Source organism: Anaerotruncus sp. 80 (assembly GCF_009936115.1).
In the GTDB taxonomy this organism is placed as follows: domain Bacteria; phylum Bacillota; class Clostridia; order Peptostreptococcales; family Anaerovoracaceae; genus Senimuribacter; species Senimuribacter intestinalis.
The window spans coordinates 1-26683 of sequence record NZ_QWES01000015.1; the positions used below are offsets into that span (position 1 = coordinate 1).

Below are 26683 nucleotides of genomic sequence, written 5' to 3' on the forward strand. Positions count from 1 at the left end.
GTAACTTAACTTTAACACAAAAATGAGATCTCGCAATTTTTTTTATTCAGTTGTAACACATCTATTGTAAACCTACACAAACTCCTCAGTCTCTCCTAAATACTATTTGACAATCCCGTCCAAAACCCATATAATAATATGTGCGACTAAAACGTACAAACTTTGTAGAGAAAACTGAATCATTGCCCTTTTATAGCTTCGCCTGGTATGGTTTGGGTCCTGCGCAATGGGATGCCGTGAACCTTGTCAGGTCCGGAAGGAAGCAGCAATAAGCGGAAGTTCTTATGTGCCGCAGATAAGCCTTCTCCAACGCCTGCGGAGCTATAAAAGGGCAATTTTTTTATAACATAGGAAATATCCACTGGTCGATATTTCCATATGTTTCGAGAAAAGCACTTTGTGAAGCGTCGCCGCGAGGCAGACGCCATGTGTGCATAGGAATTTATAATTCTGTCATGTACACTTTTCTTATTCGGAAACAGTCAGAGCAGTGTGATGTGCATATATAATAAAAAAGTATCGAAAATATGCACACCGGTGTGCATATTTTCGGCAAAATAGAGAAATTTATGCATATTTGCTCGGATAAAGGCTGAATTTTGTAGCGTATTTCGGTGTAATTCCTTGATTTTGGAAGGGGAATGTGCATATTTTCAGGTATTTTTTGAGAAATATGCATAAGGGAGCGATAACTTGTGCATATTTTAGGGATTTTTTTAAAAAATATGCACAACGAGCCGGAGAGCAGGCACGCTGCGCGGGGCACAACGAGCCGAGCCGAGTCAGGAAGCAGCAGGCACGCTGCGCGGGGCACAACGAGCCGAGCCGAGTCAGGAAGCAGCAGGCACGCCGCGCGTGGCACAACGAGCCGAGCTGAGCCAGGAAGCAGCAGGCACGCCTCCTACCACATTAAGCACCGTTAAAAACAAGGAGAGGAACTTCATGTATACAGCTTTATATAGGGCGCAGAGACCGGAGGTCTTTTCCGAGGTGATCGGGCAGGACCACATTGTCAGAATCTTAAAGAATCAGATTCAGACTGGAACGGTCAGCCACGCATATTTATTTTGCGGGACCAGAGGGACGGGTAAGACCACGACTGCAAGGATTTTAGCTAAGGCAGTTAATTGTCTTACAGAGGAAGAAAAACCCTGCGGTCACTGTGCAAACTGCATGGCGATCAAAGATGGAACTTTTATGGATGTCATTGAGATTGATGCGGCGTCCAACAATGGGGTGGATAATATTCGAGAACTCAGGGAAAGTGTAAAATATCCGCCGGCAGTGGGACGGAAAAAAGTCTACATTATAGACGAAGTTCATATGCTGTCAACAGGCGCTTTTAATGCACTGTTGAAGACTTTGGAGGAACCGCCGGAAAATGTAATCTTTATTCTTGCAACTACCGACCCGCAGAAACTGCCTCAGACGATTCTGTCAAGATGTATGCGTCTGGATTTTAAAAGAGTACCGGAAAAAGTGCTCATCGACCATATGGGTAGAATTTGCGCAGAGAAGGGAATTGAAATTACAGAGCGGGCGTTGCGACTTCTGGCAGCCAATGCAGATGGCTCTGTCCGTGATGGACTCAGCATCTTAGACCAGTGCCTGTCAGCAGGTGATCGTAAACTTGACAGAGACATTATTCTGGAATTTCTGGGAACGGTTTCCGAAGAATTCTTTATCAATCTGACAGACAAAGTTTCCCTTCATGACGTTGCAGGGGCGCTGGTGATTCTGGATGAAGCGCTGCAGGAAGGTAAGGATGTCAAACAGCTGATGAAAGACTGGATGAGTCACTACCGAAGCCTGTTGATTACAAAATACATTAAGAATGCAGAAGACATGCTGAACATGTCTACAGAAAATATAGAAAAGCTGCGGGCTCAGAGCGGTCAAATCTCTTTGGATGAAATTAACAGCGGAATTGTTACTTTGTCACGAACTATCAATGACGCAAGATATTCCAGCCAGCCGAGGATACTGCTGGAGCTTGCCATCGTAACAATTGCTTCAGGTCTGACGGAGGCAGCGCCTATAGGCAAAAGTGTTCGTCAGGTGCAGCAGGCAAGCGTAAGACCGCAAGGGCAGCCACAGATGGCACAGCCAGCGCCAGTGGGAGCAGCAACAGCACCGTTGCAGCAGCCTCAGGCGGCATCAGTGCAGGCAGCAGCCTCAGCGCAGGTAGTTTTAGAAGAAAACGGTGCAGGCAATGCACTGCAGCAACAGCCGCAGACCGTGCAAATACCCAATTACGATTTGGATGAAATCTGGGAGCGCATTTTTGAAGAGGGCGAGGATATTAAGGGTAGCTTTAACCTGATTCGTACCGGTGCAGTACTGGCAGAGATAAATGACAGTCAGTTTAAGGTTATCGCACAAAACGCTTTCACCAAACAGTATGTAGAGAGTAATCAGCAGCAGATTTGTCAGCTGATGGAGAAGATTACGGGAAAGAACCTGAAACTGGTCTGCAAGACAGAGGAGCAGAATGAAGAAGTATCACCTCATAGACAGGAAGCGGAACAGCTGGCATCAGAGGTTCGCAGCAAACTGGATTTGGGTGTGGACATCACGATTAAATAAAGAGTAAACCATAGGAGGATAAAGACATGGGAAAAGGAATGAGAGCAGGAAAGAAACCGAAAGTTGGCGGAGGAGCAGGCAATATGCAGAAGCAGCTTGCGCAGATGCAGCAGATGCAGCGCCAGATGGAGCAGATGCAGGCAGAACTTGAAGAAAAGGAAATTACCACAACTTCTGGCGGTGGTGCAGTGAGCGTAACTGTAAACGGAAAGAAAGAAATTGTTAGTCTGAATCTGGATAAAGATATTGTAGATCCTGATGACGTGGAAATGCTGCAGGATTTAGTGATTGCCGCTGTCAACGAGGCAATGCGCCAGATTGACGAGATTTCTAATACTGAAATGAGCAAGCTGACCGGCGGGCTCAACATTCCGGGATTGATGTAATGAGACAGTATCCAAGACCATTGGGAAAACTGGTCAATGAACTGTCCAAATTGCCAGGAATCGGCGGAAAAACAGCACAGCGCCTTGCATTCCATATTCTGTCGTTGACAGATGGAGAGGCGCAGGGGCTGGCGCACTCTATTCTGGAGGCAAAACAGACGATGAAATATTGTTCTGTCTGCGGAAATCTGACCGATCAGGATCCGTGCAGCATTTGTACTGACCAAAACCGCAGACAGGATGTGATTTGCGTAGTGGAAAGTCCGAAAGACGTAATGGCGATGGAGCGTATCAAAGAATTCGACGGGCTTTATCACGTGCTTCATGGAGCAATCTCTCCTATGGATGGCATAGGACCTGAGGATATCAACTTGAAGCAGCTGATTGTAAGGCTGCAGAACAGTCAGGTCAAAGAACTGATTTTGGCAACAAATCCTAATATCGAAGGGGAAGCGACGGCTATGTATATTGCAAGGCTGATTAAACCCTCCGGAATCAAAGTCAGCAGAATTGCTAACGGTATACCTGTAGGCGGCGATTTAGAATATGCTGACGAAGTAACACTTTTGAAAGCTATGGAAGGGCGCAGAACATTATAAAGGGACAGATTTTTGGAATCTGTCTCTTTTTTTGGATTATGAAGGTAAAGGGGCAAAAGGGGCAGACTGGTGCAATGAGACTTCTGCACTGCGCAAAATTGCCGAGCCGACTGTCATCCTTGCACCCGCAGCCCTTCTTCCTTTGCAATCTGCATAAAATAGTTATATTTCTTTGTTGCCGCAAGAAGACTGTAAGCAGCACAGTCGATAGCGGCAGTATCGGTCAATTCATTGAAAAGGTTTGTCGCTGCTTCCATTTCGGAGCGGGCGATTTTGATACAGGACAAAATTTGGTTCTCTTTGTTTTTCAATGGAATCACATCCTTTGTAGTTATTTTATTCTATTTTATTCCACCTGCGCATATTTTATACAACGAGTACATTATTTTAGGCGGAGGATTTACTATGGGCACAGAACTGAGCGTATTTTTGACTTTTGGCGGTACGTTGATTTTAATCTTTTTATTGGGAAAAGCACTGCTTGTTCCAGTGAAAGTAATTTTGCGGCTGCTGGCGAACAGTCTGATGGGTGCTGTTTTAATTATTGTAATAAATTACATTGGAATGAATTTTGGAATTCTCGTCCCTATTAACGTTGTTAATTCTTTAACAGTGGGTGTTTTAGGGGTTCCTGGCGTTGTCACATTGCTTTTGTTATGCAATTAAATGTATATTTTGTGCATATTTATATGTATATTGTATTTTTAGTTGTACAATCTTGACAAAGTTACTTTTCTGTATTAAAGTAGATACATTACGATTTTTATTACAAAAAATTAGAGTTTAAAACTATTTTTTAGAAATGAGAAGAGAGAATGGGAGGAAAATCTTATGACTAAAAAAAGAATGAAAACTATGGACGGCAACACCGCAGCAGCGCAGGTTTCCTACGCTTTTACCGATGTGGCGGCTATTTACCCGATTACACCTTCATCGACAATGTCAGAGGTGGTAGATGAATGGGCAGCATATGGCAAGAAAAATATTTTTGGACAAACTGTCAGAGTTGCGGAAATGCAGTCTGAGGCGGGCGCTGCAGGAACAGTGCACGGCTCTCTTTCATCAGGCGCTTTGACGACTACATATACTTCGTCACAAGGGCTGCTTTTAATGATTCCAAATATGTACAAGATTGCAGGCGAAATGCTGCCGGCAGTATTTCATGTAGCAGCAAGAACTGTTTCCAGTCATGCCCTTTGTATCTTCGGCGATCATTCCGATGTTATGGCAGCAAGACAGACAGGCTTTGCAATGCTGGCTTCAAGTTCTGTGCAGGAGGTTATGGACCTGGGTGCTGTAGCGCACCTTGCGGCAATCAAAGGCAGTCTGCCTTTTGTACACTTCTTTGACGGTTTCAGAACTTCTCACGAGATTCAGAAAATCGAAACCATCGAGTACGATGAACTGCGAAAGTTAATCGATTTAGATGCAGTCGATAAGTTTAGAAAGAGAGCGCTCAACCCGGAACATCCGATGATTCGCGGTACTGCACAGAATCCGGATATCTTCTTTCAGGCAAGAGAAGCTTCCAACAAGTTCTATGATGAGCTGCCGGAAATCGTAGTAGAATACATGGATAAGATCGGCGAGGTAACCGGTCGCAAGTACAAGCCTTTTGACTATGTCGGTGCGCCTGACGCAGAGAACGTAATCGTGGCGATGGGATCTGTCTGCGAAACCATCGAAGAATCCATGGAAAAACTTCTTGCGGACGGTCACAAGGTTGGTCTGATTAAGGTTAGACTTTACCGTCCTTTCGTAAAGAAATATTTTATGGATGTTCTGCCAAAGACTGTTGAGCGAATTGCAGTGCTGGACAGAACCAAGGAACCGGGTGCCATCGGCGAACCTTTGTATCAGGATATTAAGACCATGCTTTACGGCGAAAAGTATGCACCGGAAGTTTACGGCGGCAGATACGGTCTGGGCTCCAAGGATGTAACGCCGGGTATGATTCGTGCGGTCTTTGATAATCTGTATCACAAGCATCCGAAAGACCACTTTACCGTAGGTATCGAAGATGATGTAACCGGTCATTCCCTGGGATATACCGTGGGCATTTCCAGAGAACCGGAAGGCACCATCAAATGCAAGTTCTGGGGTCTGGGCTCTGACGGTACAGTCGGCGCTAACAAGACAGCCATTAAGATTATCGGTGATAAGACTGACTTATATGCACAGGGATATTTTGCGTATGACTCCAAAAAATCTGGCGGCGTAACCATTTCTCATCTGCGTTTTGGTAAAAATCCGATTAAGTCGGCTTACGGCATTAACAGAGCGGATTTCGTTGCCTGTCATAACCAGGCATATCTGAGACAGTACGACATGCTGAAGGATCTGCAGAAGGGCGGCACCTTCCTGCTCAACAGTTTGTGGGCACCGGAGGAAATGGACGAACATTTGCCTGCAAGCGTAAAGCGCGCACTGGCAAAGAAAGAAATCAACTTCTATACCATCGACGCATGGAAAATTAGTGAAGCCATCGGTCTTGGCAGCAGAATCAACATGATCATGCAGGCAGCTTTCTTCAAACTGACGGAAGTAATTCCTGTAGATGATGCGATCAAATATCTGAAAGAAGGTATCGAAAAGACATACAAGAAAAAAGGTCAACAGGTCATCGAGATGAACTGGAAGGCTGTTGATGAAGGTATCAACGCAATTCAGAAGGTCGAGATTCCGGCAAGCTGGCTGGATGCAGAAGATCCGAAAGAAAAGGTTCTGGATCTGCCGGTATTCGTAGAAGAAGTGCTGATTCCGATGAATAAACAGGAAGGCGAAGATCTTCCGGTCAGCACCTTTATCAATCACCCGGATGGCTCTTTCCCTCTGGGCACCAGCAGATACGAAAAACGCGGCGTAGCTGTACATCTGCCGAAGTGGGATATGACAAAATGTATCCAGTGCAATCAGTGCTCCTTTGTCTGCCCGCACTCTGCAATCAGACCTGTGCTGCTCAATGATGAGGAACTGGCAGCAGCGCCAAAAGGTTTTGAGACCATCAAAGCGCAGGGCGCACAGCTTGACGGACTGCACTACAGGATGCAGCTTTCTGCTCTTGACTGTATGGGCTGCGGCAACTGCGCAGACATCTGTCCAGCAAAGGAAAAGGCACTTAAGATGGAAGCTTATGCCGATGTGGTTCACGAAGCAGACAACTGGGATTATGCTATGACCATCAAGAAAAAAGACCTGCCAGTTGAAAAGACCAGCGTAAAAGGTAGTCAGTTCTTCCAGCCTTACTTCGAGTTTTCCGGCGCATGTGCAGGCTGCGGTGAAACGCCTTATCTGAAGGTTATCACACAGCTCTTCGGCGACAGAATGATGATTGCCAATGCGACAGGCTGTTCCTCCATCTGGGGCGCATCTGCGCCGTCCATGCCATACTGCACGGATGAAAAGGGACACGGACCTGCGTGGGCAAACTCCCTGTTTGAAGATAATGCAGAATTTGGATACGGTATGGTTCTGGCAACCAAACAGATCCGCGACAAGATTGAAAGCAACATGAAAGCGCTTCTCGAGCTGGATATCGATGACGAAATGAAAGACGCTTTCAAAGACTGGTTAGAATACAAGGACCACGGCGAAGAATCTATTGCAGCCAGCCAGAAGGTTCTGGATGCAATAGAGAATATGAAGACTACCGACGAAGTGCTGAAACAGCTTTGTGACAGAATTTTAAGATACAAGGATTACCTCGTAAAGAAATCTATCTGGGCTATCGGCGGTGACGGCTGGGCTTACGATATCGGCTACGGCGGTCTGGATCACGTACTGGCTTCCGGCGAAAATATCAACGTACTGGTATTCGATACAGAGGTTTACTCCAACACTGGCGGTCAGGCATCCAAGGCGACACCGGCAGCAGCAATTGCAAAATTTGCAGCCTCTGGTAAAAGAATCAAGAAGAAAGACCTCGGCATGATGGCAATGTCCTACGGCTATGTATACGTAGCGCAGGTAGGCATGGGCGCTGACAAAGCCCAGTTCATGAAAGCAATCGCTGAAGCTGAAGCTTACGATGGACCATCTCTGATTATCGCTTATGCGCCTTGTATCAACCACGGCATCAAGAAAGGCATGGGCAAATCTCAGGAGAACATCAAGGACGCTGTAGAATCTGGCTACTGGCATCTCTACAGATACAATCCTGAGTTAAAGAAAAAGGGCAGAAATCCGTTTATTTTGGATTCCAAGGCGCCAAGCAAACCGTTCAAAGACTTTATCATGGGTCAGAACAGATATGCTTCTCTGGCAAAGGAATTTCCGCAGAAAGCGGATAAGCTCTTTGAAATGACAGAACAAGACGCTCGTGAAAAATACGAAAACTACAAAAAATTGTCGGAAGAATAATCTCTAAGGCTTTCGATAAAAAGAGAATCGATGACGGCATCAGCCGAATCATCGGTTCTCTCTTTGGTTCAAATCTATTTTACCCCTTTCTGCCAACTTTCGCTGACTGCCGCTGCGATGTATTCTGTAACTTTCGGGTTAAATACATCTGGGATGATATAGTCAGCGGATAGTTCTTCTTCGGGGATAACTGCTGCAAGCGCCTGAACTGCTGCTATGCACATCTCTTCTGTGATTTTTTCCGCACAGGCGTCGAGCGCGCCGCGGAACAGAGCAGGGAAAACCAGCACATTGTTAATTTGATTGGGAAAATCAGAACGGCCTGTACCGACTACGGCAGCGCCGGCTTTTTTTGCTGCATCCGGGTGTATTTCCGGATTTGGATTTGCCATAGCGAAAATAATCGAATCCTCTGCCATGGAAGCTGCCATTTCTTCAGTAACGCAGTTTGGCGCAGAAACACCGATAAAGACATCGCTTCCACTCAGTGCGTCTGCTAGAGTGCCGGACTGGTTTAAAGGGTTCGTAAAGGTCAGCAGTTTTTCTTTTGCGGGATTAAGCGGGCGACTGGCAGAAATAATGCCCTTACTGTCGCAGACTAATATTTGTGAAAATCCAAGCTTTGACAGCATTTCAGCGATTGCGCAGCCTGCAGCACCGGCACCGTTTATGACCACTTTGGGTTTTTCAGGAGTACGGCCGGTAACTTTGAGCGCGTTGAGCAGGGCAGCACAGGTTACAATAGCAGTTCCGTGCTGATCATCGTGAAAGACAGGAATGGAAAGCTCTTCTTTTAATCGCTGTTCGACTTCAAAACACGCGGGTGCAGCGATGTCCTCCAGGTTAATACCTCCGAAACCCGGCGCGATATTTTTGACGGTTGCGATGATTTCCTCCGGATTCTGCGTCGCAAGGCAAATGGGAAACGCGTCCACATCAGCAAAGCGTTTAAACAGTACGGCTTTTCCTTCCATAACGGGAAGTCCGGAAAGGCTTCCGATATTGCCAAGACCTAAAATAGCGGAACCATCCGTTACAACAGCGACAGTGCGGGGTTTTGCCGTGTATTTGGACGCCAGCTTTTCGTCTTCTGCAATTGCAAGGCAGGGTGCGGCAACGCCGGGTGTGTAGTAAACAGAAAGATCTTCTCCGTTCTCTACTGAAACAGTAGGCGTGATTTCAATTTTTCCATGAGCGGCCTCATGAAGGCGCAGTGACTTCTCACCGTAATTCATAGTATTAGCTCCTTTCCGTGTATCGGATTTATTTGCCTATAGTATAGTGCTATCTGCTTTTTTCGTAAAATACCGAAAAAACAGTTTGCCATAATTAAAAATTATGGAAAATCAAATTTTTAGTATTTTACAAATATTAAAAGCAGAGGCATAATAGAATCGTAAAAGGAATTATCAGACAATTCAAAAGAAAGGTGGAGCAATTATTATGAAAGAAACAAAGAAACGTTTTAAGGTGCCGCATACATATGTAATTCTGTCAATTGTTGTTTTGATTATGACAGTCTGTACGTGGATTTTACCGACGGGTGAATACGATCGTGTAGAGGTTGATGGAAGAACGGTTGTGGATGCAAGCAGCTATCATGCAGTTGATGCTAACCCAATCGGATTCTTTGACTTATTTAAAGAAATCCCGAAAGGCTTTAACGATGGTGCGACTGTTATCTTCTTTATCTTCTGCACTGCCGGTATGTTCAACATCATTATGGCATCAGGTGCTATTGAGAGAGGTATCGGCAAGCTTGCACTGGCAACCAGAGGAAAAGAAAAATTACTGATTCCGGTAGTTATGGCAGTATTTGCTCTGGCAGGTGCTACATTCGGAATAAATGAAGAAACGATTATCTTTGTGCCGGTGGGAATTGCACTTGCAAGGGCACTGGGGTATGATGCCATCGTAGGCATGTCGATTGTTATGCTGGGGGCATCCATCGGATTCAGTTCTGGTATCATGAATGCATTCACTGTAGGTGTAGCTCAGGGTATTGCAGAATTGCCGATTTTCTCTGGATATGGCCTCAGAATAGCAGTTTGGGTTGTGATGTTGATAGTTACAGTGATTTATGTATCTCGCTATGCAAAAAAAGTGAAGGGGAATCCGACTTTGTCTTATGTGCGTGATTTGGAAGTGGAAGAGCATGGACAGAGCATGAATTTGGACACATTAGAAAAAATGAACAAGAGGGACATTCTGATTCTTCTGTGGGTGTCAATCTGCTTTAGCATTATGATTTTTGGTACATTCAATTATGGCTGGTACATGACAGAACTGTTTGCTATGTTTGTCATTATGGGAATCGGTGCCGGAATTTTAGCAGGCTTCGGTCCAAGTAAAATAGCGACAGAATTTGTCAATGGTGCAAAGAGCATTGTTTTCGGCGCGCTGGTCGTAGGTGTTGCCAGAACTATTCTGATGGTCATGAGCGACGGTATGATTATCGACAGCGTATTACATGCGTTGTCAGGTGTGATTGCATATTTGCCAAAGAGCGTTGCTGCGGTAGGAATGCTTTTTGTGCAGGCAATTACCAATTTCTTTATCCCGTCAGGAAGCGGACAGGCAGCAGCGACGATGCCGTTGATGACGCCGCTTGCCGATGTATTGGGACTGACAAGACAGACCGCTGTACTGGCATTTCAGTTTGGCGATGGCTTTACCAACAATATCATTCCGACTTCGTCTGTTTTGATGGGATGTCTTGCTGCAGCGCACATTCCTTATGAGAAATGGGTGAAATATATTGCGCCGCTGATGGGCATTTGGGTTTGCATTTGCGCGGTATTCATGATCATCGCTACAGCGATAAACTATGGTCCGTTTTAAGCGTAGGTGTGAATAAATCTTCGGAGTGCGTACCGATATAGTGATAAAGCTGGGAGGCGCCTTTTGCCAGGCGCTTTCCCTTTTTCTTAATCAGGCAGATCGGCAGCGGAATATTGTCTGAGAGGGGAACAGCGGTAATCTGCGGGTAATGGGCGAAAGCTTCCGGAAACTGCAGGGTTGACGCCAGATTGGCAGCTAGATAATTGCAGATTGTCAGCATTTGATTGGACTTCAGAATATATTTTGGTGTGACGGAATGACGCTCAAAGGTTTGCTGCATCAGTTCGCCAGGATAAAAGAAAATGATTTTTTCATCTGCAAGCTGTTCGATTTTGATTTGCTTTTCTTTTGCTAGGGGATGGTTGATGTTGGTGCAGAAGCAGAGAGATGTATCTTTTAGCACATAATACTCCAGCATCGGATATTCCTGATCGCCAAGAAGACAGATTGTAAAATCCAGGTTGTCATTTTCTATTGCAGTGAGCGCATCATAGGAGGAGAGCTCAGAAATTTCCAGCTCCAGTTGGAACTGCTCTGCGGCAATGATAGGCAGGCGTGGTAAAATCAGCGTGCCAATAGTTGGCGGCACACCGATGCGAATGCTGGTGCGGCGCAGATATCCTAAATCACGCATTTCATCGGTCAGTGAATCGAGGTTTGACAGGATTTCGGAGGAACGGTACAAGAACAGCTTGCCTTCGTTAGTTAGAGAAACATTTTTGTTGGTACGGGTGAATAAAGTGACGCCCAGTTCTTCTTCCAAGTCATGGATGGAACGGGTGATGGCAGGCTGCGAAATATGCAGCTCTTCCGCGGCTTTTGTGATATTGCTGTGTTTGCACACACATTTGAAGTAGTACAGCTGATTGAGTTTCATATTGTTTACCTCCTAAAAGGAGTATATAATAAATTTTGAAAAAAGGAAAGGAAAAAGTATATGTGGAATATGGAACAATTCCGCAAAGAACTTGCGGAAATCGTAAATTTGGACAGCAGCAGCGAGAATTTGCAGGATATTGCCGTGATAGGCAGAATGCTCGCGAACCGATTGAGAGACGAAGGCTATCTGGTGGAAACCTTCGATGAGGATACACGCATTGAGGCAAGGACACATTCGGAGAAGGATTTTGATGTGATGTTTGTCGGTCACATGGACACAGTATTTCCGAAAGGAACTGCAGCAGAAAGACCGTACAGAGAAGAAGGTAATCTGGCTTATGGACCGGGCGTTACTGATATGAAAGCGGGGCTGATTTTAGCCATACATCTGGCGCAGCGCCTTCGGGAGGAAAGACCGGAACTTCGAATCTGCTTTGCATTTAACAGTGATGAGGAAATCGGTTCAGGGCGTTCTAAGACTTGGCTGCAGGGACTGGCAAAACATACCCGATATGCCTTTGTTTTTGAGCCGGGAAGATTAAACAACGGCTTTGTCAGAAGCAGAAAAGGCGGCGCAGATTTGGAAGTGTCTTTTCAGGGGATTGCTGCCCATGCCGGGGTTGCGCCGGAAAAAGGGGCCAATGCCCTTGTGGAAATGGCACGCTGGATTACAGAACTGACGGCGCTGCAGGATTTTGACGCAGGTACATCGATTACAGCGGGAATTGCGTCCGGCGGCACGGCAGTTAATGTAGTAGCTGAACATGCACAGGTAAAGCTTGACATTCGTTTTAAGAACCCTGGAGAGATTGAGCGGATTCGCGAGACGGTTTCTCGTTTGCAGCAGAATCCTGTGGTTTCCGGTGTGAGTGCGGGGGTGGTGTTTAAAGATGTGGTAATGCCGATGAATCCGTCGGAGGTAACAGAGCAGCTAATGGAGAAGATGAACCAAGCAGCGTCCGGTTTGGGGCAGAGTATTTGCTGGATAGATACCGGCGGCGTATCAGATGCTAATCACATCGCAAGTTTGGGTGTGCCGACTCTTTGTGGATGCGGACCTGTGGGTAACGATATGCACAGCAGCGGAGAGTATTTGGAACTGGACACCATCGAAAAAAGACTGGAACTGATGTATCGACTGATTGTACAACTATAAATATCCTAATTAAAAAAATGCCGCGTCGGTTTTCAACCATGCGGCATCTTTGTGGTCTATATTATGAGAAAATACCCATTTTAAAGAAGGTATCGATTTGTCCCAGAAGAACCAGAACCATCAGCAGCGGCGCTGCGAATTTGATGCAGAAATCGAAGAATTTCTGGGTTCTGAACTTGTTGCCGTTCAGGGTCACTTCTTTGTCTACCAGTTCTGTCGGCAGGATGATTGCCATGTAGCATGCGCCCAGCGGCATGAGAATACCCTCGGATACTAAGTCGAAGGAATCAAGCCAGGTGCTCTGACCAAAAATCTGCGGGAATCCATTGCCGCCAAGTCCATCCAGCGCTACGAAAACGCCTTCCAGACCTACGATAATACCCATAATAGTTACAACCAGTTTTCTGTCAATCGGTTTGCCTTTTTCTGCGCGCTTGTCCATGACGGTGGAGCTGACAGCTTCCAGCAGAGCGATGGAAGAGGTGATAGCTGCGATGAATACCAGACCGTAGAAGATGAATCCGAAGATTGGACCAATTCCTCCCATTGCAGAGAATACAGTCTGCAGTGTTACAAAGAGCAGACCAGGACCGCCTTTAGGATCAAGACCGGAAGCGAATACTGCTGGCATGATGGCAAGTCCTGCCATGATGGCGATGATCGTATCTGCAAGTGGAATAATCAGTGCGCTGCGTTCCAGACTGGCGTCCTTTGTCATATAAGAACCGTAAGTAACAGTGATGCCCATGCCCAGCGACAGGGAGAAGAACATCTGACCGCCTGCTGCGGCAAGAACATTGATAAAGCCTGCGCCCTGGAATACGTCCCAGTTTGGTTTAAACATAAATTCCAGACCTGCAGCTGCGCCCGGCATGGTAACGCTTCTTGCGATAACAATGAGCAGACATACGAATAGCGCCGGCATAGCCACTTTGGTAAACTTCTCAATACCGCTGGAAACGCCGCCGCGAACGATAAAGATAGTCAGCGCGACGAAGATAATGGTGTAAACAGAACTTTGCACCATATCGGTGGAAAATGTACCGAAAAATTCACCGCTATCTGTGGATCCAACGCCAAAGCCTGCACCAAAGAGATCTCCGATATTGGCAATCGCGTATTTCAGACAGTAGCCGCCCAGCATGCAGTAAAAGCCCAGAATCAGCAGCGGAGAAATCCATCCGAACCATCCGATAAACGCATATTTTTTACTTAATGCTTCGTAAGCGCCGACAACACCTTTGCCGGAGTTTCTTCCCAGAGAAAGCTCACCAAGGCAGATTACGTAGCCTACCAGTACGACTAAGATTAGATACAGGATGAGGAAAGCAAATCCTCCACTGATTCCCATCTTGTACGGGAATCCCCATAAGTTGCCAAGACCAACAGCGGAGCCGATTGCGGCCATTAGAAAGCCGAAATTGCTCGCCCATTGACCTTTACCTTGTTGTTGTGTCATGAGATAAAGTCCTCCTAATTGATAATTGCAAATATATAGTTTGTCCTACCATTATATCTGGCTGTAGTGAAGTTGTCAATCATAACATAAAGCCTTTTGGAAATTTGTTATATGACATAAAAAACTGAATAAAATTGGATTCCTTTTAATGTATGAAAATAGACGAAAGAAAGCAGAAACCGGGATTGAGAAGAATCCCGGTTTCTGCGTCGTTTATGCAAATCGTGCATATGTATGTGGTCTTATTAGAATAAATCTGTGAAGTCGAAGAATCCGTCTAGAGATACGATAATCAAAATACCGCAGATGATTGGATCCAGCCATTTTAGACAGAAATGTACGAAACCTTTTGTTTTGAAGTCGGAACCTTCTGAAACTTCCTCGTCGAGGAATCTCAGTCTGGTCCAGCCAAGCATGACTGCCATACCGGTAGCACCGATTGGCATCAGCAGACCTTCTGCAAACAAATCGAAGAAGTCCAGCCATACCTTATCAGCTTCAGGCCCAAGGAGTGCAGCCAGCGGATTCCACCAACCGGAAGAACCAAGACCATCACCGGTTACGATTAAGTTACCAGCAAGAGCAATTACTGCAGTCAGGGCAACGCATTTTGCTCTTCCGCCCATCTTGCCTTTTCTTTCCTGTGCGTCTACCATAGCCTGGATACCGCCTTCCATCATACCGATGGAGGAAGACAGTGCTGCGAAGAATACCAGCAGGAAGAAGATTACGCTGAAGATAGGACCGATTGCGCCCATGTTCTGGAATACAGTTACCATAGTGGAGAACAGAAGCCCAGGACCTGCACCCGGTTCCAGACCGTATGCGAATACTGCAGGGAAGATGCAGACGCCAGCCATAACCGCAACCAGAGTATCTGCAACAGCTACGATTGCTGCGTTCTTTTCTAGGTTTTCACTCTTGTTCAGTTTAGCACCATATGCAATCAGACAACCGGATGCCAGTGACAGTGAGAAGAAGCACTGATTTCCTGCAGCGCCCAGAACACCAATCCAGCCAGTGCCTTTAAATGCGCTCATATCAGGCTTGAAGATGAAAGCGAGACCTTCGCCTGCGCCTGGCAGAGTAACTGCTCTGATAATGATGATAATCATGCATACAATCAGGGCAGGAATGGCTACCTTACAGAATTTCTCAATACCGGATGTACCCAGATAAACGATAAGTACAGTCAGTGCCCAGAAAGCTACCATGTAGAGAATTGCCGGCATACCGCTGGAAATGAAACCGCTGAAGTATTCACCGGCATTAGCGGTACCAAGATCGCCGGCACCCACTAACCAGCCGATGGATGCAACCAGATATTTGGTGATGTATCCGCCGAATGTGCAGTAGAATGCAACCAGGAAATAAGGTACGATTGTTTCAATGATACCAAAAATCTTGAAACTCTTGTTTGTGTTTTCAAAGCCCTCAATTGCAGCTTTGCCTGTTTTACGACCGATGGCAAATTCACCCATCAGCAGCGGATAACCTACGACTACCAGGAAGAACAGATAACAGAGCAGGAATACAAATCCACCCATGTTACCCATCTTAAACGGGAAGGACCAAAGGTTACCCAGACCTACAGCCGATCCGATGGAAGCCATCAGGAATCCAAAGTTACTGTTAAAGCCTTTGTTGTTCTTGTTGTCCATTGAACTACCTCCTAATTAGGATAAAATAAATGCATAAAAATAACTTATACAGCTTCATTATATGTGAAAGATGGGTAAAAAGTCAACATGTATACACATCTGAACAAAGAAAAATCTGATAATTGAAAAAACACCACCAAAAAAGAAAGGTTTTTTGGTTCGGTGACACAAAAATGCACAATCTGGCATATATTACATGTAATATGACTTTAGGACAAGAAGGTTTGATATGGGAAACAGAAATTTTCTGATTGGTAACTATTGAGATTTAGATAGATTTCACGTATACTAATTAGAAAGCTTTTTATAGGAGGTATACTTGTGGCAATAGAGAAAGTGAGAGAATATTTTGGGCAATATGGACTAGAAGATAGAATTCAGGAGTTTGACGTTTCTAGTGCAACTGTGGAATTGGCGGCTCATGCGGTAGGTGTTTCGGGCGCAAGAATTTGTAAAACGCTGTCTTTCAAAAGTGAAGACGGCTGTATTCTGATTCAGATGGCGGGAGATTCGAAGGTAGATAACCGGAAGTTTAAGGACTATTTTGGATTTAAGGCAAAAATGCTGTCTGCTGAAGAAGTGGAATTCTATACAGGACATGCCGTTGGCGGCGTTTGTGCTTTTGCTGTCGAAAATCCCAAAGTGCGGATTTTTTGTGATGTGTCTATGAAACGATTTGAGACGGTGTTTCCTGCCTGCGGCAGTGCAAACAGTGCCATCGAACTGACTTGCGATGAGATTTTCGGGTTTTCCAAGTCAGAAGCGTGGATTGATGTAAGCAAACTGCCAGAGGAGGAGTAAACTGCATGGAACTGACAAAAAAACAGAGAACAAAAAAAGAATTACGAAGAATTCTTTTCTGTACGGCAGGGGCACTCCTTTACGCTTTTAATCTGAGAAGCTTTGTTCGAACCGGGGGATTGTTTCCTGGAGGCTTTGCGGGAATTACGATTCTGCTTCAGCAGATTGCGGATACATTTCTGGGACTGTCCATTCCGTATACGGTACTGTATATTCCGCTGAATTTGGTTCCTATTTATATAGGTATTAAGTATCTGGGAAAACGATTTACATTTTATTCCGTTTATGTGATTGTATTGAGCAGTTTCATGACGGATATTCTGTCAGCTGTGACAATTACTTATGATGTACTTCTGATCTGCATTTTCGGAGGCATTCTAAACGGTGTAGCAATCAGTCTGGCGCTTTACGTGGGGGCCAGTGCAGGTGGTACCGATTTCATATCCATTTACTTCTCTCAGAAGAAAGGCATTGACGCGTGGAACTATATCTTTATGGGCAATGTGTGTATTCTTGTTGCGGCAGGCATTCTTTTCGGTTTTGATAAAGCATTGTACTCAATTATTTTTCAGTTTTGCTCTACGCAGGTTATACAGATGCTGTACAAAAGATATCAGAAGCATACGCTGCTGATTATCACGGAGCAGCCCAATGTAATTTACGGTAGGATCAAGGCGATTACCAACCATGACGCAACCCATTTTAAGGGAATTGGGTGTTATCAGGGAACAGAACGGAATATGCTGTATTCTGTGGTTTCCAGTGAAGAGGTAAACAAAGTTCTTGCAGCGATTATGGATGCTGATCCGGGCGCGTTTGTTAACGTGATTAAGACGGAACAAATTGGCGGCTGGTTCTATAACAGACCTAACGACTAACATATATTTAAATACAAAAAAGGGATGCATGACTGCACCATTTTCCTTAAACGGTATCCGCACCATTTATGAACCAATAAGGTCTTATGGTGCGGATTTTTACGTTCCACTTTGAGATGGCTTCCTTTAGAGCAAATTGAAAGAAAAACGAACATTTGTTTGCAAAGGCGATGAGTTTATGGTATAATAAACTCATTCTTGCAAAGAATTTTTTATTAGATTAAGATTAAGAAGGAACTCTTTTGGGTAAACAGATTGAATTGCTGTTTTTTACAGTAGTTCCAAAGATATTCAAGACAAAGACTGATTCATAGGGGAGGAACTTTCATGAGTCAATTCAAATTAGTATCAGAATATAATGCTATGGGTGACCAGCCACAGGCAATAGATAAGCTGGTCAGCGGGATTCTGGACGGAAAGAAGCACCAGACACTCATGGGCGTCACCGGTTCCGGAAAGACCTTTACCATGGCGAACATCATAGAAAAGGTACAGAAGCCGACCCTTGTTATTTCTCATAACAAGACGCTGGCAGCTCAGCTTCACGGTGAGTTTAAGGAGTTTTTTCCAGAGAACGCGGTAGAGTATTTTGTGTCCTACTACGATTACTATCAGCCGGAGGCGTATGTGCCGTCTACCGATACCTATATTGAGAAGGATTCCGATATCAACGACGAAATAGAAAAGCTGCGCCACTCGGCAACAGCAGCTTTGGCCGAGCGGCGCGATGTCATCATCGTGGCATCTGTTTCCTGCATTTATGGACTGGGAAGCCCTTTTGATTATGAAAATCAGATGATTTCATTGCGGCCGGGGATGGAGAAGCCCCGCAATGAAATTTTGCGCAAACTGATAGACATCCAGTATGCCCGAAACGATTTGGAATTTGAGAGAGGCACCTTCCGCGTGCGGGGAGATATCATCGATATCTTTCCGGCAGGGTCCGATAAGGCAGTTCGCATAGAACTCTTCGGTGACGAGGTGGAGAGTATTAAAGAGATGAATCCGCTGACAGGAGAAATTCTGGGACTTAGGAACCACATCGCAATTTACCCGGCATCCCACTATGTTACCTCCAAGGAGAACATGGAGCGGGCGCTGGTCACCATAGAGGATGAGCTAGATCAGAGAGTGCGCTGGTTTAAGGATCGGGGTAAACTGCTGGAAGCGCAGAGAATTGAGCAGAGAACCAGATACGATATGGAAATGCTCAGAGAAATCGGCACCTGCAAGGGAATCGAAAACTATTCCCGTCATATCAATGGCCTTGCGCCGGGCACCAGACCGTATACTTTGATAGACTATTTTCCTGATGATTTTCTGCTGATGATAGACGAGTCTCATGTCATGCTGCCGCAGCTTCGTGCCATGTATGCAGGGGATCGATCGCGGAAATCATCGTTAGTAGAGTACGGATTCAGACTGCCGTCAGCGCTGGATAACAGACCGCTGCAGTTTGAAGAATGGCAGGGACTTGTCAATCAGGCAGTGTATGTCAGCGCCACGCCGGCACCTTATGAAAAGGAAATGGCCGGCGGCATTACAGCAGAGCAGATTATCAGACCGACAGGTCTTTTGGACCCGCCGATTGAAGTGCGAAAGACCGAAGGACAGATTGACGACCTGATTGGCGAACTGAAACAGACCGCTGCCAAAGGAGAACGTGCCTTTGTCACCACTTTGACCAAGAAGATGGCAGAGAGCCTGACAACCTATTTGACCAATGCTGGAATCAGAGTCAGATACCTTCATTCGGAGGTGGATACTTTGGAACGCCTTGAGATTATCAGGGATTTACGCCTCGGAGAGTTTGACGTGCTGGTTGGCATCAATCTGCTGAGAGAGGGACTGGATATTCCGGAGGTATCGCTGGTGGCAATTTTGGATGCCGACAAGGAAGGTTTCCTCAGAACGGAGACTTCACTGATTCAGACCATCGGCCGTGCCGCTCGTAACGTAGATGGCAAGGTTGTTATGTATGCAGATTATATCAGCAAAGCTATGAAGGCGGCAATCGACGAGACGCAGCGGAGAAGAGGCATTCAGGCGAGGTATAACGAGGAACACGGAATTACGCCGAAGAGTGTACAGAAATCAGTCCGCGCGGTCATTGAGGCAACCAAACCAGCAGAGGATGAGGGCAGATATAAGGGCAAGAAGCCGATAGAAATGACCCAGAAGGAACTGAAGGATTACGTAAAGGAATTAGAAAAAGAAATGAAGGATGCTGCGCAGAACTTGCAGTTTGAACGTGCGGCGCAGCTGCGTGACCAGATATTTGAATATAAGAGCCGGCTGTCATAAGGTTGGCGTGATTTGCGGCGCAACCGTCGGTATAGACTAGACGTAACATAGAGATAATTTTACAGAAACGGAGTTAGATATATGGCAAATGAAATTATTGTAAAAGGTGCCAACGAGAATAATCTGAAACACATCGATGTAAAAATCCCGAGAGATAAGATGGTGGTTTTGACCGGTCTTTCCGGTTCAGGAAAATCTTCGCTGGCATTTGATACGATTTATGCAGAGGGACAGAGACGATATGTGGAGAGTCTTTCTTCCTATGCGAGACAGTTTCTGGGACAGATGGATAAACCGGATGTAGAGCTGATTGAAGGGCTTTCACCTGCGATTTCCATCGACCAGAAGACCACCAGCAAGAATCCCCGCTCCACAGTGGGAACGGTGACAGAAATCCACGATTACCTGAGACTGCTTTATGCGAGAATCGGACAGCCGCACTGCCCGGTCTGCGGACAGCCTATCACCAGTCAGTCTGTGGATCAGATGGTGGATACGATTATGGAATTCCCGGAAGGCACCAAACTGATGATTATGGCGCCGGTTGTCAGGCAGCGTAAGGGCGAGCACGAGAAGATTCTGGAGCGAATTCGCAAAGAGGGATTTACCAGAGTCAGAATCGATGGGGAAATCAGGCTAATTAATGAAGAAGAAATCAAGCTGGACAAAAAGTTCAAGCATACCATAGAAATTGTCGTCGACCGTATCATCATCAAAGACGGACAGGAAAGCCGTATTTCGGAAGCAGTTGAATTGGCAATGCATCAGGGTGACGGTCTGGTTGTGGTGCAGTTTGTGGACAAGGATTATTCTGTAGAGAAGACCTTCTCTACCAAGCTGGCGTGTCCGGAACACGGTGTCAGCATTGAGGAACTGGAACCGAGAATGTTCTCTTTTAACAGTCCCTTCGGGGCGTGTCCGTCCTGCAACGGGCTGGGATTTACCCAGAAAATTGATCCGGAGTTGATTATCCAGACGGACAAGAGCATTATCAAAGGAGCCCTCGGCAATATTTTTGCGTCCATGGAATTTTCTGGGTTTTACAGACAGATGATTGATGCTTTGGCAAGAGACCACGGTGTGGATTTGAATACCCCTTATGAGGAACTACCTGAGAAGTTCAAGAAAGAACTGCTCTATGGCACAGGTACGCGCCACCTGAAATACACTTATGTCAGCAGAAGCAGCGGAAGCAAATCCGAAAGAGATCATCCTTTTGAAGGGGTAATCAACAACTTAGAGCGGCGTTATCGTGAAACTAATTCTGATTTCATGAAAGAGCGTATGGCAAAATATATGACAGTGCGGGATTGTCCCGACTGTAAAGGAAAGAGGCTGAAACCGGAGGTTCTTGCAGTTACTGTAGGAGGAAAGAATCTGGCAGAGCTTTCCGACCTTTCTATTCGTGAAGCTTACGAATTTATTGATCAGCTGCAGCTGACCGAAAAGGAAGCAATCATCGGCAGACAGATTATCAAGGAAATCAAAGAAAGACTGAATTTCCTGATTAACGTAGGACTGGATTACTTGACCCTTTCACGGGCAGCGGGGACCCTTTCCGGCGGTGAATCCCAACGAATCCGTCTTGCGACGCAGATTGGTTCCAGCCTTATGGGTGTGCTTTATATTCTGGATGAGCCTAGTATCGGGCTGCATCAAAAAGATAATGAAAAGCTGCTGGCAACATTGCGGGAGCTGACTGATTTAGGAAATACCCTGCTGGTCGTGGAACACGATGAGGATACTATGTACGCCGCGGATCACATCATCGATATCGGACCTGCGGCAGGCGTTTACGGCGGTGAACTGGTGGCGCAGGGAACAGTCGAGGATATCATGGCGTGTCCTGACTCCATTACGGGGCAGTATCTATCCGGCAAAAAATCCATCGCTGTACCGAAGTCAAGAAGGGAAGGAAACGGTAAGTGTATCACCATCAAAGGTGCTGAAGAAAACAACTTAAAGAAAGTAAACGTGGACATACCCCTTGGGAAATTCGTCTGCGTCACTGGGGTTTCCGGTTCAGGCAAGAGCAGCCTTGTCAACCAGATTCTGTATAAAGGCGCGGCAAAGCTGATTAACAGAACAAAGGACGAAGCTGGCAAGTTTAAGAATATGACCGGACTTGAACACATCGACAAGGTCATCAACATTGACCAGTCTCCAATCGGAAGAACTCCTCGTTCCAATCCGGCGACATATACCGGCATGTTCACCCACATCAGAGACCTCTTTGCAAGCCTTCCGGAATCCAAAATCCGCGGTTTTGAAAAAGGCAGATTCAGCTTCAATGTAAAAGGCGGCAGATGTGAGGCGTGCAGCGGTGACGGTATTATCAAGATAGAAATGCACTTCCTGCCTGATGTTTATGTACCTTGCGAAGTGTGCAAAGGGAAGAGATATAACAGAGAAACATTGGAAGTGAAATATAAAGGCAAGAGCATTTTTGACGTGCTGGATATGAGCGTATCCGAGGCTTTGGACTTTTTCAAAAACCTTCCTACTATCAAACGACAGCTGGATACTCTCAACGAGGTGGGACTCGATTATGTCAAACTGGGACAGCCATCAACCCAGCTTTCCGGCGGTGAAACGCAGAGAATCAAGCTGGCGTCGGAACTTTCCAAGAGGAGTACGGGAAAAACACTGTATATTTTAGACGAGCCAACTACAGGGCTTCATTTTGCTGATGTAGATAAACTGATTGCAGTGCTTGATAAGCTGGTGGACGCAGGCAATACTGTGGTTGTCATTGAGCATAATTTGGATGTCATCAAGAGGGCGGACCATGTAATCGACTTAGGACCGGATGGTGGAAACCGTGGAGGCACCATAGTTGCTACAGGAACTCCGGAGGAGATTGCAGCGTGCAAAAAATCTTATACTGGAGAGTTCTTGAAGAAAATTCTGAAATAGTGTATAATACTAAATTGTACCTTTCGATACGTGCCTGTGGCGGGCAGAGAAAGGCATAGATATGATTTGGATTGTATACTAAAGGAGATTATCCCAATGATGAAAAATGAAAACCTGACGATGCTGACGGATTTCTATGAAATCACTATGGCAAATGGATATTTTCAGTCAGGTAATGTAGAAGAAGATATCGCTTATTTTGATATGTTCTTTAGAAAAGTGCCCGATGGCGGCGGCTATGCAGTGATGGCGGGAGTGGAACAACTCATTGACTATTTGAGAGATTTGCATTTTACAGAAGAAGACATTGTCTATTTAAGAGAGAAAGGAATTTTTTGTGAAGATTTTCTGGATTATCTGAAAGACTTTAAATTTTCCTGTGATGTCTGGGCGGTACCGGAGGGAACACCAATTTTTCCCCATGAACCGATTTTGACGGTGAGAGGGCCTGTAATTCAGGCGCAGTTCATTGAAACAATGGTGCTTTTAATCATTAATCACCAGAGTTTGATTGCAACCAAGGCAAATCGTATCGTCAGAGCGGCACAGGGAAGACCTGTCATGGAGTTTGGGACGAGAAGAGCCCATGGCACTGCAGCAGCGGTCTACGGCGCTCGTGCGGCATATATCGGAGGCTGTGCAGGAACAGCATGTGCCATCGCAGACAGAGATTTTGGCATTACAGCCCTTGGGACTATGGCTCACAGCTGGGTCCAGATGTTCCCGTCCGAATACGAGGCATTTAAAAAGTATGCCGAAATTTATCCAGAAAATTGTACCTTGTTGGTGGATACCTATAATGTGCTGAAGTCCGGCGTGCCTAATGCAATCAAGGTGTTCAAGGAAGCACAGCCAAAGAAGATGGGCATTCGTATCGACAGCGGCGATGTGGCTTACCTGACAAAGAAGGCCAGGAAAATGCTGGACGAAGCCGGTCTTACGGATTGTACTATTACGGTATCTAATTCGCTGGACGAGTACATCATTAGGGATGTCATTATGGAGGGCGCACAGATTGATTCCTTTGGCGTGGGTGAACGACTGATTACAGCCAAGTCAGAACCGGTCTTTGGCGGTGTATATAAACTGGCGGCTTTGGAACAGGAAGGAAAAATCATTCCTAAGATTAAAATTTCTGAGAATGTGGAGAAGATTACGAATCCTGGCTTTAAGTCTCTGTTCCGACTCTTCGACAAGGAGACAGGAAAAGCTTTGGCAGACGTTTTAACTGTAGATGGTGAAGAAATTCCTGAAGTAGACGGATATGAAATCTTTGATCCAAATGCAGTATGGAAAAAGAAAAAACTTTATAATTTCTACGTAAAAAATCTTAGAGTACAGCTCTTTGACAAGGGGGAATGTGTATATGAAAACCCATCTATCGAAGAGATTAGAACGTATTGCTCACAGCAAATAGAGACGCTTTGGAGTGAGACACTGCGTTTTGAAAATCCACAAACATATTATGTGGATTTATCCCAGAATCTGTGGAATATGAAGAACCAGCTTCTGGAAGAACATACTGTGCGGTAGACTGTAGAATCGGACAATAAATTTTTTAAAGACCAGCATATTTTTGCTGGTCTTTTGGTATATTCCATAGTAAAATAAATAAAAGTAAGCTTTTGGATAGAGAGGATCTTGTATGCGACATGTTATTGTCTTTCTTTATATATTTGCAATTCTGATAGGCGCCTGCGGGCTGACCATACAGTGGCTGGCAGGAAAAGGAGATAAAGAAAAGCAGTTTGCTTCCATGAAACCCTTTGTAATCATGCTCCTGTTCATGAATGTTTATGACTTTGTGATTTACTACTGTGATAACATTATACACATAGAAACTTCCTTGCTGATTAGTATCGGCGATTGTTTCATTGCAGTTCTGGTATATCTGTGGCTCCGGGTCAGCAACAGTATTACCGGCGTAGAGGAAGAGAGCCGGTTTACGGGTTTTGCGTCGGTCTACGTGTTTTTTTATGGAATTATCTGGATGGCGGCGATCATTCTGTTTAGAGAAATTTACTGGATTAGACTGATTATTGATGTGCCTCTCATTGGTCTTCTGATTGTGGGCAGTATCAGCAGCATTTTAAACAGTGTTCGCAGCAAAGCGCCTAAACGATTTATCGCCTATAAGATCGTTATTACGTTTTTTATGACGGTAAACTATATCAGCTATTTCATCAGTGAAAGCGGCTGGATTGACGGTGATAAAGAGGTGGTTATGAATATAACCATCTACTATTGGCTGGTAATCAACGCAGCAAATATGGTACTGCAGTACAAGAGGGATTTCAGAAGTTCTTATACGTCTGAGGCGCCGGTAGTAATGGAACTTTCTGAGGCGCTTGCCAATGTGCAGAACAAATATGAATTGACTAAAAGAGAGATTGAAATTCTCGAAGAAATTTACAGCGGCAAGACCAACACACAGATTGCCGAAGCTCTGTTTATTTCAGAAAGCACCGTAAAGGCGCATGTCTACAACTTATTTAGAAAGCTTGGTGTTAAGAGCAGAGTAGAAGCGGTGTGCATAGTAAGAGAAGAAAAAGAACCGAAAGCATAAAAGAGGCTGTCTCAGACAGCCTCTTTTTCTACATTTTACATTTTTCCTGATGCGTTAAGCATATCTCTGATTTTGTGCTGTACCATTCTAGTGATAGCGTCTCTTCCTGGTCCCAGATATTTTCTTGGATCGAATTCTCCTGGATTTTCTGCGAGAACTCTTCTGATTTCAGCGGTCATGGCAAGACGCAGGTCGGTGTCTACATTGACTTTGCAGATACCGTACTTAACGGCTTCGTGGATCATATCCTCAGGAACGCCCTGAGCACCCGGAATTTCTCCTCCATACTGATTGCATCTATCGACAAATTCTTTCAGGACAGAGGAGGCACCGTGAAGCACCAGTGGAGTATTTGGAATCAGTGAATGAATTTTCTTCAATCTTTCGTAATCCAGATAAGGTTCTCCCTTGAATTTGTATGCGCCGTGACTGGTGCCGATGGCGATGGCGAGAGAGTCTACGCCGGTCTTTTCTACGAATTCTGCAGCTTCATCCGGGTCTGTAAAGGTTGCAGAACGAGCGTCAACCTTGATATTGTCCTCCACTCCTGCCAGCTTGCCTAGCTCAGCTTCTACCACAACACCGTGTGCATGAGCATATTCTACCACCTGTTTGGTCAGAGCGATGTTTTCTTCCAAAGGATATTTGGAGCCGTCAATCATAACAGAAGTAAATCCGTCGTCGACGCACTTCTTGCAGATTTCAAAATCTTCACCGTGGTCCAGATGCAGTGCAACATCTACACCGGTATCATCGATGGCAGCCTCCACCAGTTTGGTTAAGTAAGATGGTTTTGCATATTTTCTGGCACCTGCAGAGACCTGCAGAATCAGCGGTGCCTGTTCTATCTGGGCCGCAGCGACAATACCCTGAATGATTTCCATATTGTTTACATTGAAAGCACCAATTGCATAGTCACTGTTAATTGCTTTTGCGAACATTTCTTTTGTTGTTACTAAAGCCATGTCATACCTCCTTAAAATGTATATGTCTATTATACACTAAAGCGGTAATTTTTCAACGATTTCCATCATTTTTTTCATATCAGGAAGGCTGCCTTGCCCGCTGACCTGGGCAAAACCGCGGAGTTTTTCGATGGTATGTATCATGGAATGAGCATTGTCCAGCATGGATTCCAGCTCCAGGGTATTCATAACCGGTGGTCTGAAACCGGTTCCAGTATTTTTGGATTTTAAAAGAAACAGCACAGCCAGAATGGGAATAGGGTTGTTTGCCATATGTCACCTCCGTAATTTCTATATCATATTATGAAATACCGGCGCATTTGGTGC

Annotated in this window: 20 protein-coding genes and 1 other RNA gene; 14 read left to right on the plus strand and 7 right to left on the minus strand. The window is 45.3% G+C overall.

All coding sequences use genetic code 11. The features are described from left to right. The first annotated feature begins 131 nt into the window (after positions 1–131). The 4 genes from ffs to recR all read left to right on the plus strand — a co-directional run bounded on the left by ffs (position 132) and on the right by recR (position 3571). Positions 132–343, plus strand: an RNA gene (ffs, locus tag D1155_RS08810) — signal recognition particle sRNA large type. 599 nt (positions 344–942) lie between these two features. Then, a complete protein-coding gene (dnaX, locus tag D1155_RS08815) occupies positions 943–2586 on the plus strand; it encodes a DNA polymerase III subunit gamma/tau (RefSeq protein WP_160202031.1) in 1644 nt (547 codons plus the stop codon). A gap of 38 nt (positions 2587–2624) precedes the next feature. Next, on the plus strand, positions 2625–2972 hold the full coding sequence (locus D1155_RS08820; protein ID WP_347560987.1) for a YbaB/EbfC family nucleoid-associated protein: 348 nt from the start codon (positions 2625–2627) through the stop codon (positions 2970–2972). Beyond that, a complete protein-coding gene (gene recR, locus D1155_RS08825) occupies positions 2972–3571 on the plus strand; it encodes a recombination mediator RecR (RefSeq protein WP_160202033.1) in 600 nt (199 codons plus the stop codon). Before D1155_RS08820 ends, recR begins: the two co-directional genes overlap by 1 nt. 113 nt (positions 3572–3684) lie before the next feature. Here recR and D1155_RS08830 read toward each other — a convergent pair whose 3' ends face one another. Continuing rightward, entirely contained in the window at positions 3685–3882 is a 198-nt protein-coding gene (locus tag D1155_RS08830; protein WP_160202034.1) for a DUF2508 family protein, read from the minus strand. 94 nt (positions 3883–3976) lie between these two features. On the opposite strand from D1155_RS08830, the gene D1155_RS08835 reads away from it, so the two are divergent. Both D1155_RS08835 and nifJ read left to right on the plus strand, forming a co-directional pair. Beyond that, positions 3977–4237 carry a pro-sigmaK processing inhibitor BofA family protein gene (locus tag D1155_RS08835; protein WP_160202035.1) on the plus strand — a complete coding sequence of 87 codons (261 nt, stop codon included), beginning with the start codon at positions 3977–3979 and terminating at the stop codon, positions 4235–4237. Positions 4238–4402: 165 nt separating this feature from the next. Next, a complete protein-coding gene (nifJ, locus tag D1155_RS08840; protein ID WP_160202036.1) occupies positions 4403–7930 on the plus strand; it encodes a pyruvate:ferredoxin (flavodoxin) oxidoreductase in 3528 nt (1175 codons plus the stop codon). A 74-nt stretch (positions 7931–8004) separates the two neighbouring features. On the opposite strand, the gene D1155_RS08845 is transcribed toward nifJ, so the two are convergent. After that, the gene (locus D1155_RS08845) at positions 8005–9165 is read right to left on the minus strand and encodes a malic enzyme-like NAD(P)-binding protein (RefSeq protein WP_160202037.1); all 1161 of its coding nucleotides are present in this window, start codon (positions 9163–9165) and stop codon (positions 8005–8007) included. A gap of 208 nt (positions 9166–9373) precedes the next feature. Here D1155_RS08845 and D1155_RS08850 point away from each other — a divergent pair, with 208 nt between their 5' ends. After that, positions 9374–10771: a TIGR00366 family protein gene (locus tag D1155_RS08850; RefSeq protein WP_160202038.1), complete on the plus strand. Its 1398-nt coding sequence runs from the start codon at positions 9374–9376 to the stop codon at positions 10769–10771. On the opposite strand, the gene D1155_RS08855 is transcribed toward D1155_RS08850, so the two are convergent. Next, the gene (locus D1155_RS08855; RefSeq protein WP_160202039.1) at positions 10743–11648 is read right to left on the minus strand and encodes a LysR family transcriptional regulator; all 906 of its coding nucleotides are present in this window, start codon (positions 11646–11648) and stop codon (positions 10743–10745) included. The genes D1155_RS08850 and D1155_RS08855 overlap by 29 nt on opposite strands. 60 nt (positions 11649–11708) lie before the next feature. On the opposite strand from D1155_RS08855, the gene D1155_RS08860 reads away from it, so the two are divergent. Further along, on the plus strand, positions 11709–12806 hold the full coding sequence (locus D1155_RS08860) for a M20 family metallopeptidase (RefSeq protein WP_160202040.1): 1098 nt from the start codon (positions 11709–11711) through the stop codon (positions 12804–12806). Between the two features lie 61 nt (positions 12807–12867). Here D1155_RS08860 and D1155_RS08865 read toward each other — a convergent pair whose 3' ends face one another. Beyond that, positions 12868–14265, minus strand: a complete 1398-nt coding sequence (locus D1155_RS08865; RefSeq protein ID WP_160202041.1) for a sodium-dependent transporter — start codon at positions 14263–14265, stop codon at positions 12868–12870. 245 nt (positions 14266–14510) lie between these two features. Continuing rightward, a complete protein-coding gene (locus D1155_RS08870; RefSeq protein ID WP_160202042.1) occupies positions 14511–15926 on the minus strand; it encodes a sodium-dependent transporter in 1416 nt (471 codons plus the stop codon). 321 nt (positions 15927–16247) lie between these two features. On the opposite strand from D1155_RS08870, the gene D1155_RS08875 reads away from it, so the two are divergent. The 6 genes from D1155_RS08875 (at position 16248) to D1155_RS15995 (ending at position 25391) form a co-directional block, all read left to right on the plus strand. Next, positions 16248–16727: a YbaK/EbsC family protein gene (locus D1155_RS08875; RefSeq protein ID WP_160202043.1), complete on the plus strand. Its 480-nt coding sequence runs from the start codon at positions 16248–16250 to the stop codon at positions 16725–16727. Positions 16728–16732: 5 nt separating this feature from the next. Further along, positions 16733–17605: a YitT family protein gene (locus D1155_RS08880; protein ID WP_160202044.1), complete on the plus strand. Its 873-nt coding sequence runs from the start codon at positions 16733–16735 to the stop codon at positions 17603–17605. Positions 17606–17932: 327 nt separating this feature from the next. After that, the gene (gene uvrB / locus D1155_RS08885) at positions 17933–19909 is read left to right on the plus strand and encodes an excinuclease ABC subunit UvrB (protein WP_160202045.1); all 1977 of its coding nucleotides are present in this window, start codon (positions 17933–17935) and stop codon (positions 19907–19909) included. An 81-nt stretch (positions 19910–19990) separates the two neighbouring features. After that, entirely contained in the window at positions 19991–22825 is a 2835-nt protein-coding gene (uvrA, locus tag D1155_RS08890) for an excinuclease ABC subunit UvrA (RefSeq protein WP_160202046.1), read from the plus strand. A gap of 99 nt (positions 22826–22924) precedes the next feature. Further along, positions 22925–24358, plus strand: a complete 1434-nt coding sequence (locus tag D1155_RS08895) for a nicotinate phosphoribosyltransferase (protein WP_160202105.1) — start codon at positions 22925–22927, stop codon at positions 24356–24358. Positions 24359–24470: 112 nt separating this feature from the next. Beyond that, positions 24471–25391 carry a response regulator transcription factor gene (locus tag D1155_RS15995; RefSeq protein ID WP_275557582.1) on the plus strand — a complete coding sequence of 307 codons (921 nt, stop codon included), beginning with the start codon at positions 24471–24473 and terminating at the stop codon, positions 25389–25391. A gap of 35 nt (positions 25392–25426) precedes the next feature. Here D1155_RS15995 and fba read toward each other — a convergent pair whose 3' ends face one another. Both fba and D1155_RS08910 read right to left on the minus strand, forming a co-directional pair. Continuing rightward, entirely contained in the window at positions 25427–26356 is a 930-nt protein-coding gene (fba, locus tag D1155_RS08905) for a class II fructose-1,6-bisphosphate aldolase (protein WP_160202047.1), read from the minus strand. Between the two features lie 36 nt (positions 26357–26392). Continuing rightward, positions 26393–26629, minus strand: a complete 237-nt coding sequence (locus tag D1155_RS08910) for a hypothetical protein (RefSeq protein WP_160202048.1) — start codon at positions 26627–26629, stop codon at positions 26393–26395. Positions 26630–26683: the final 54 nt, after the last annotated feature.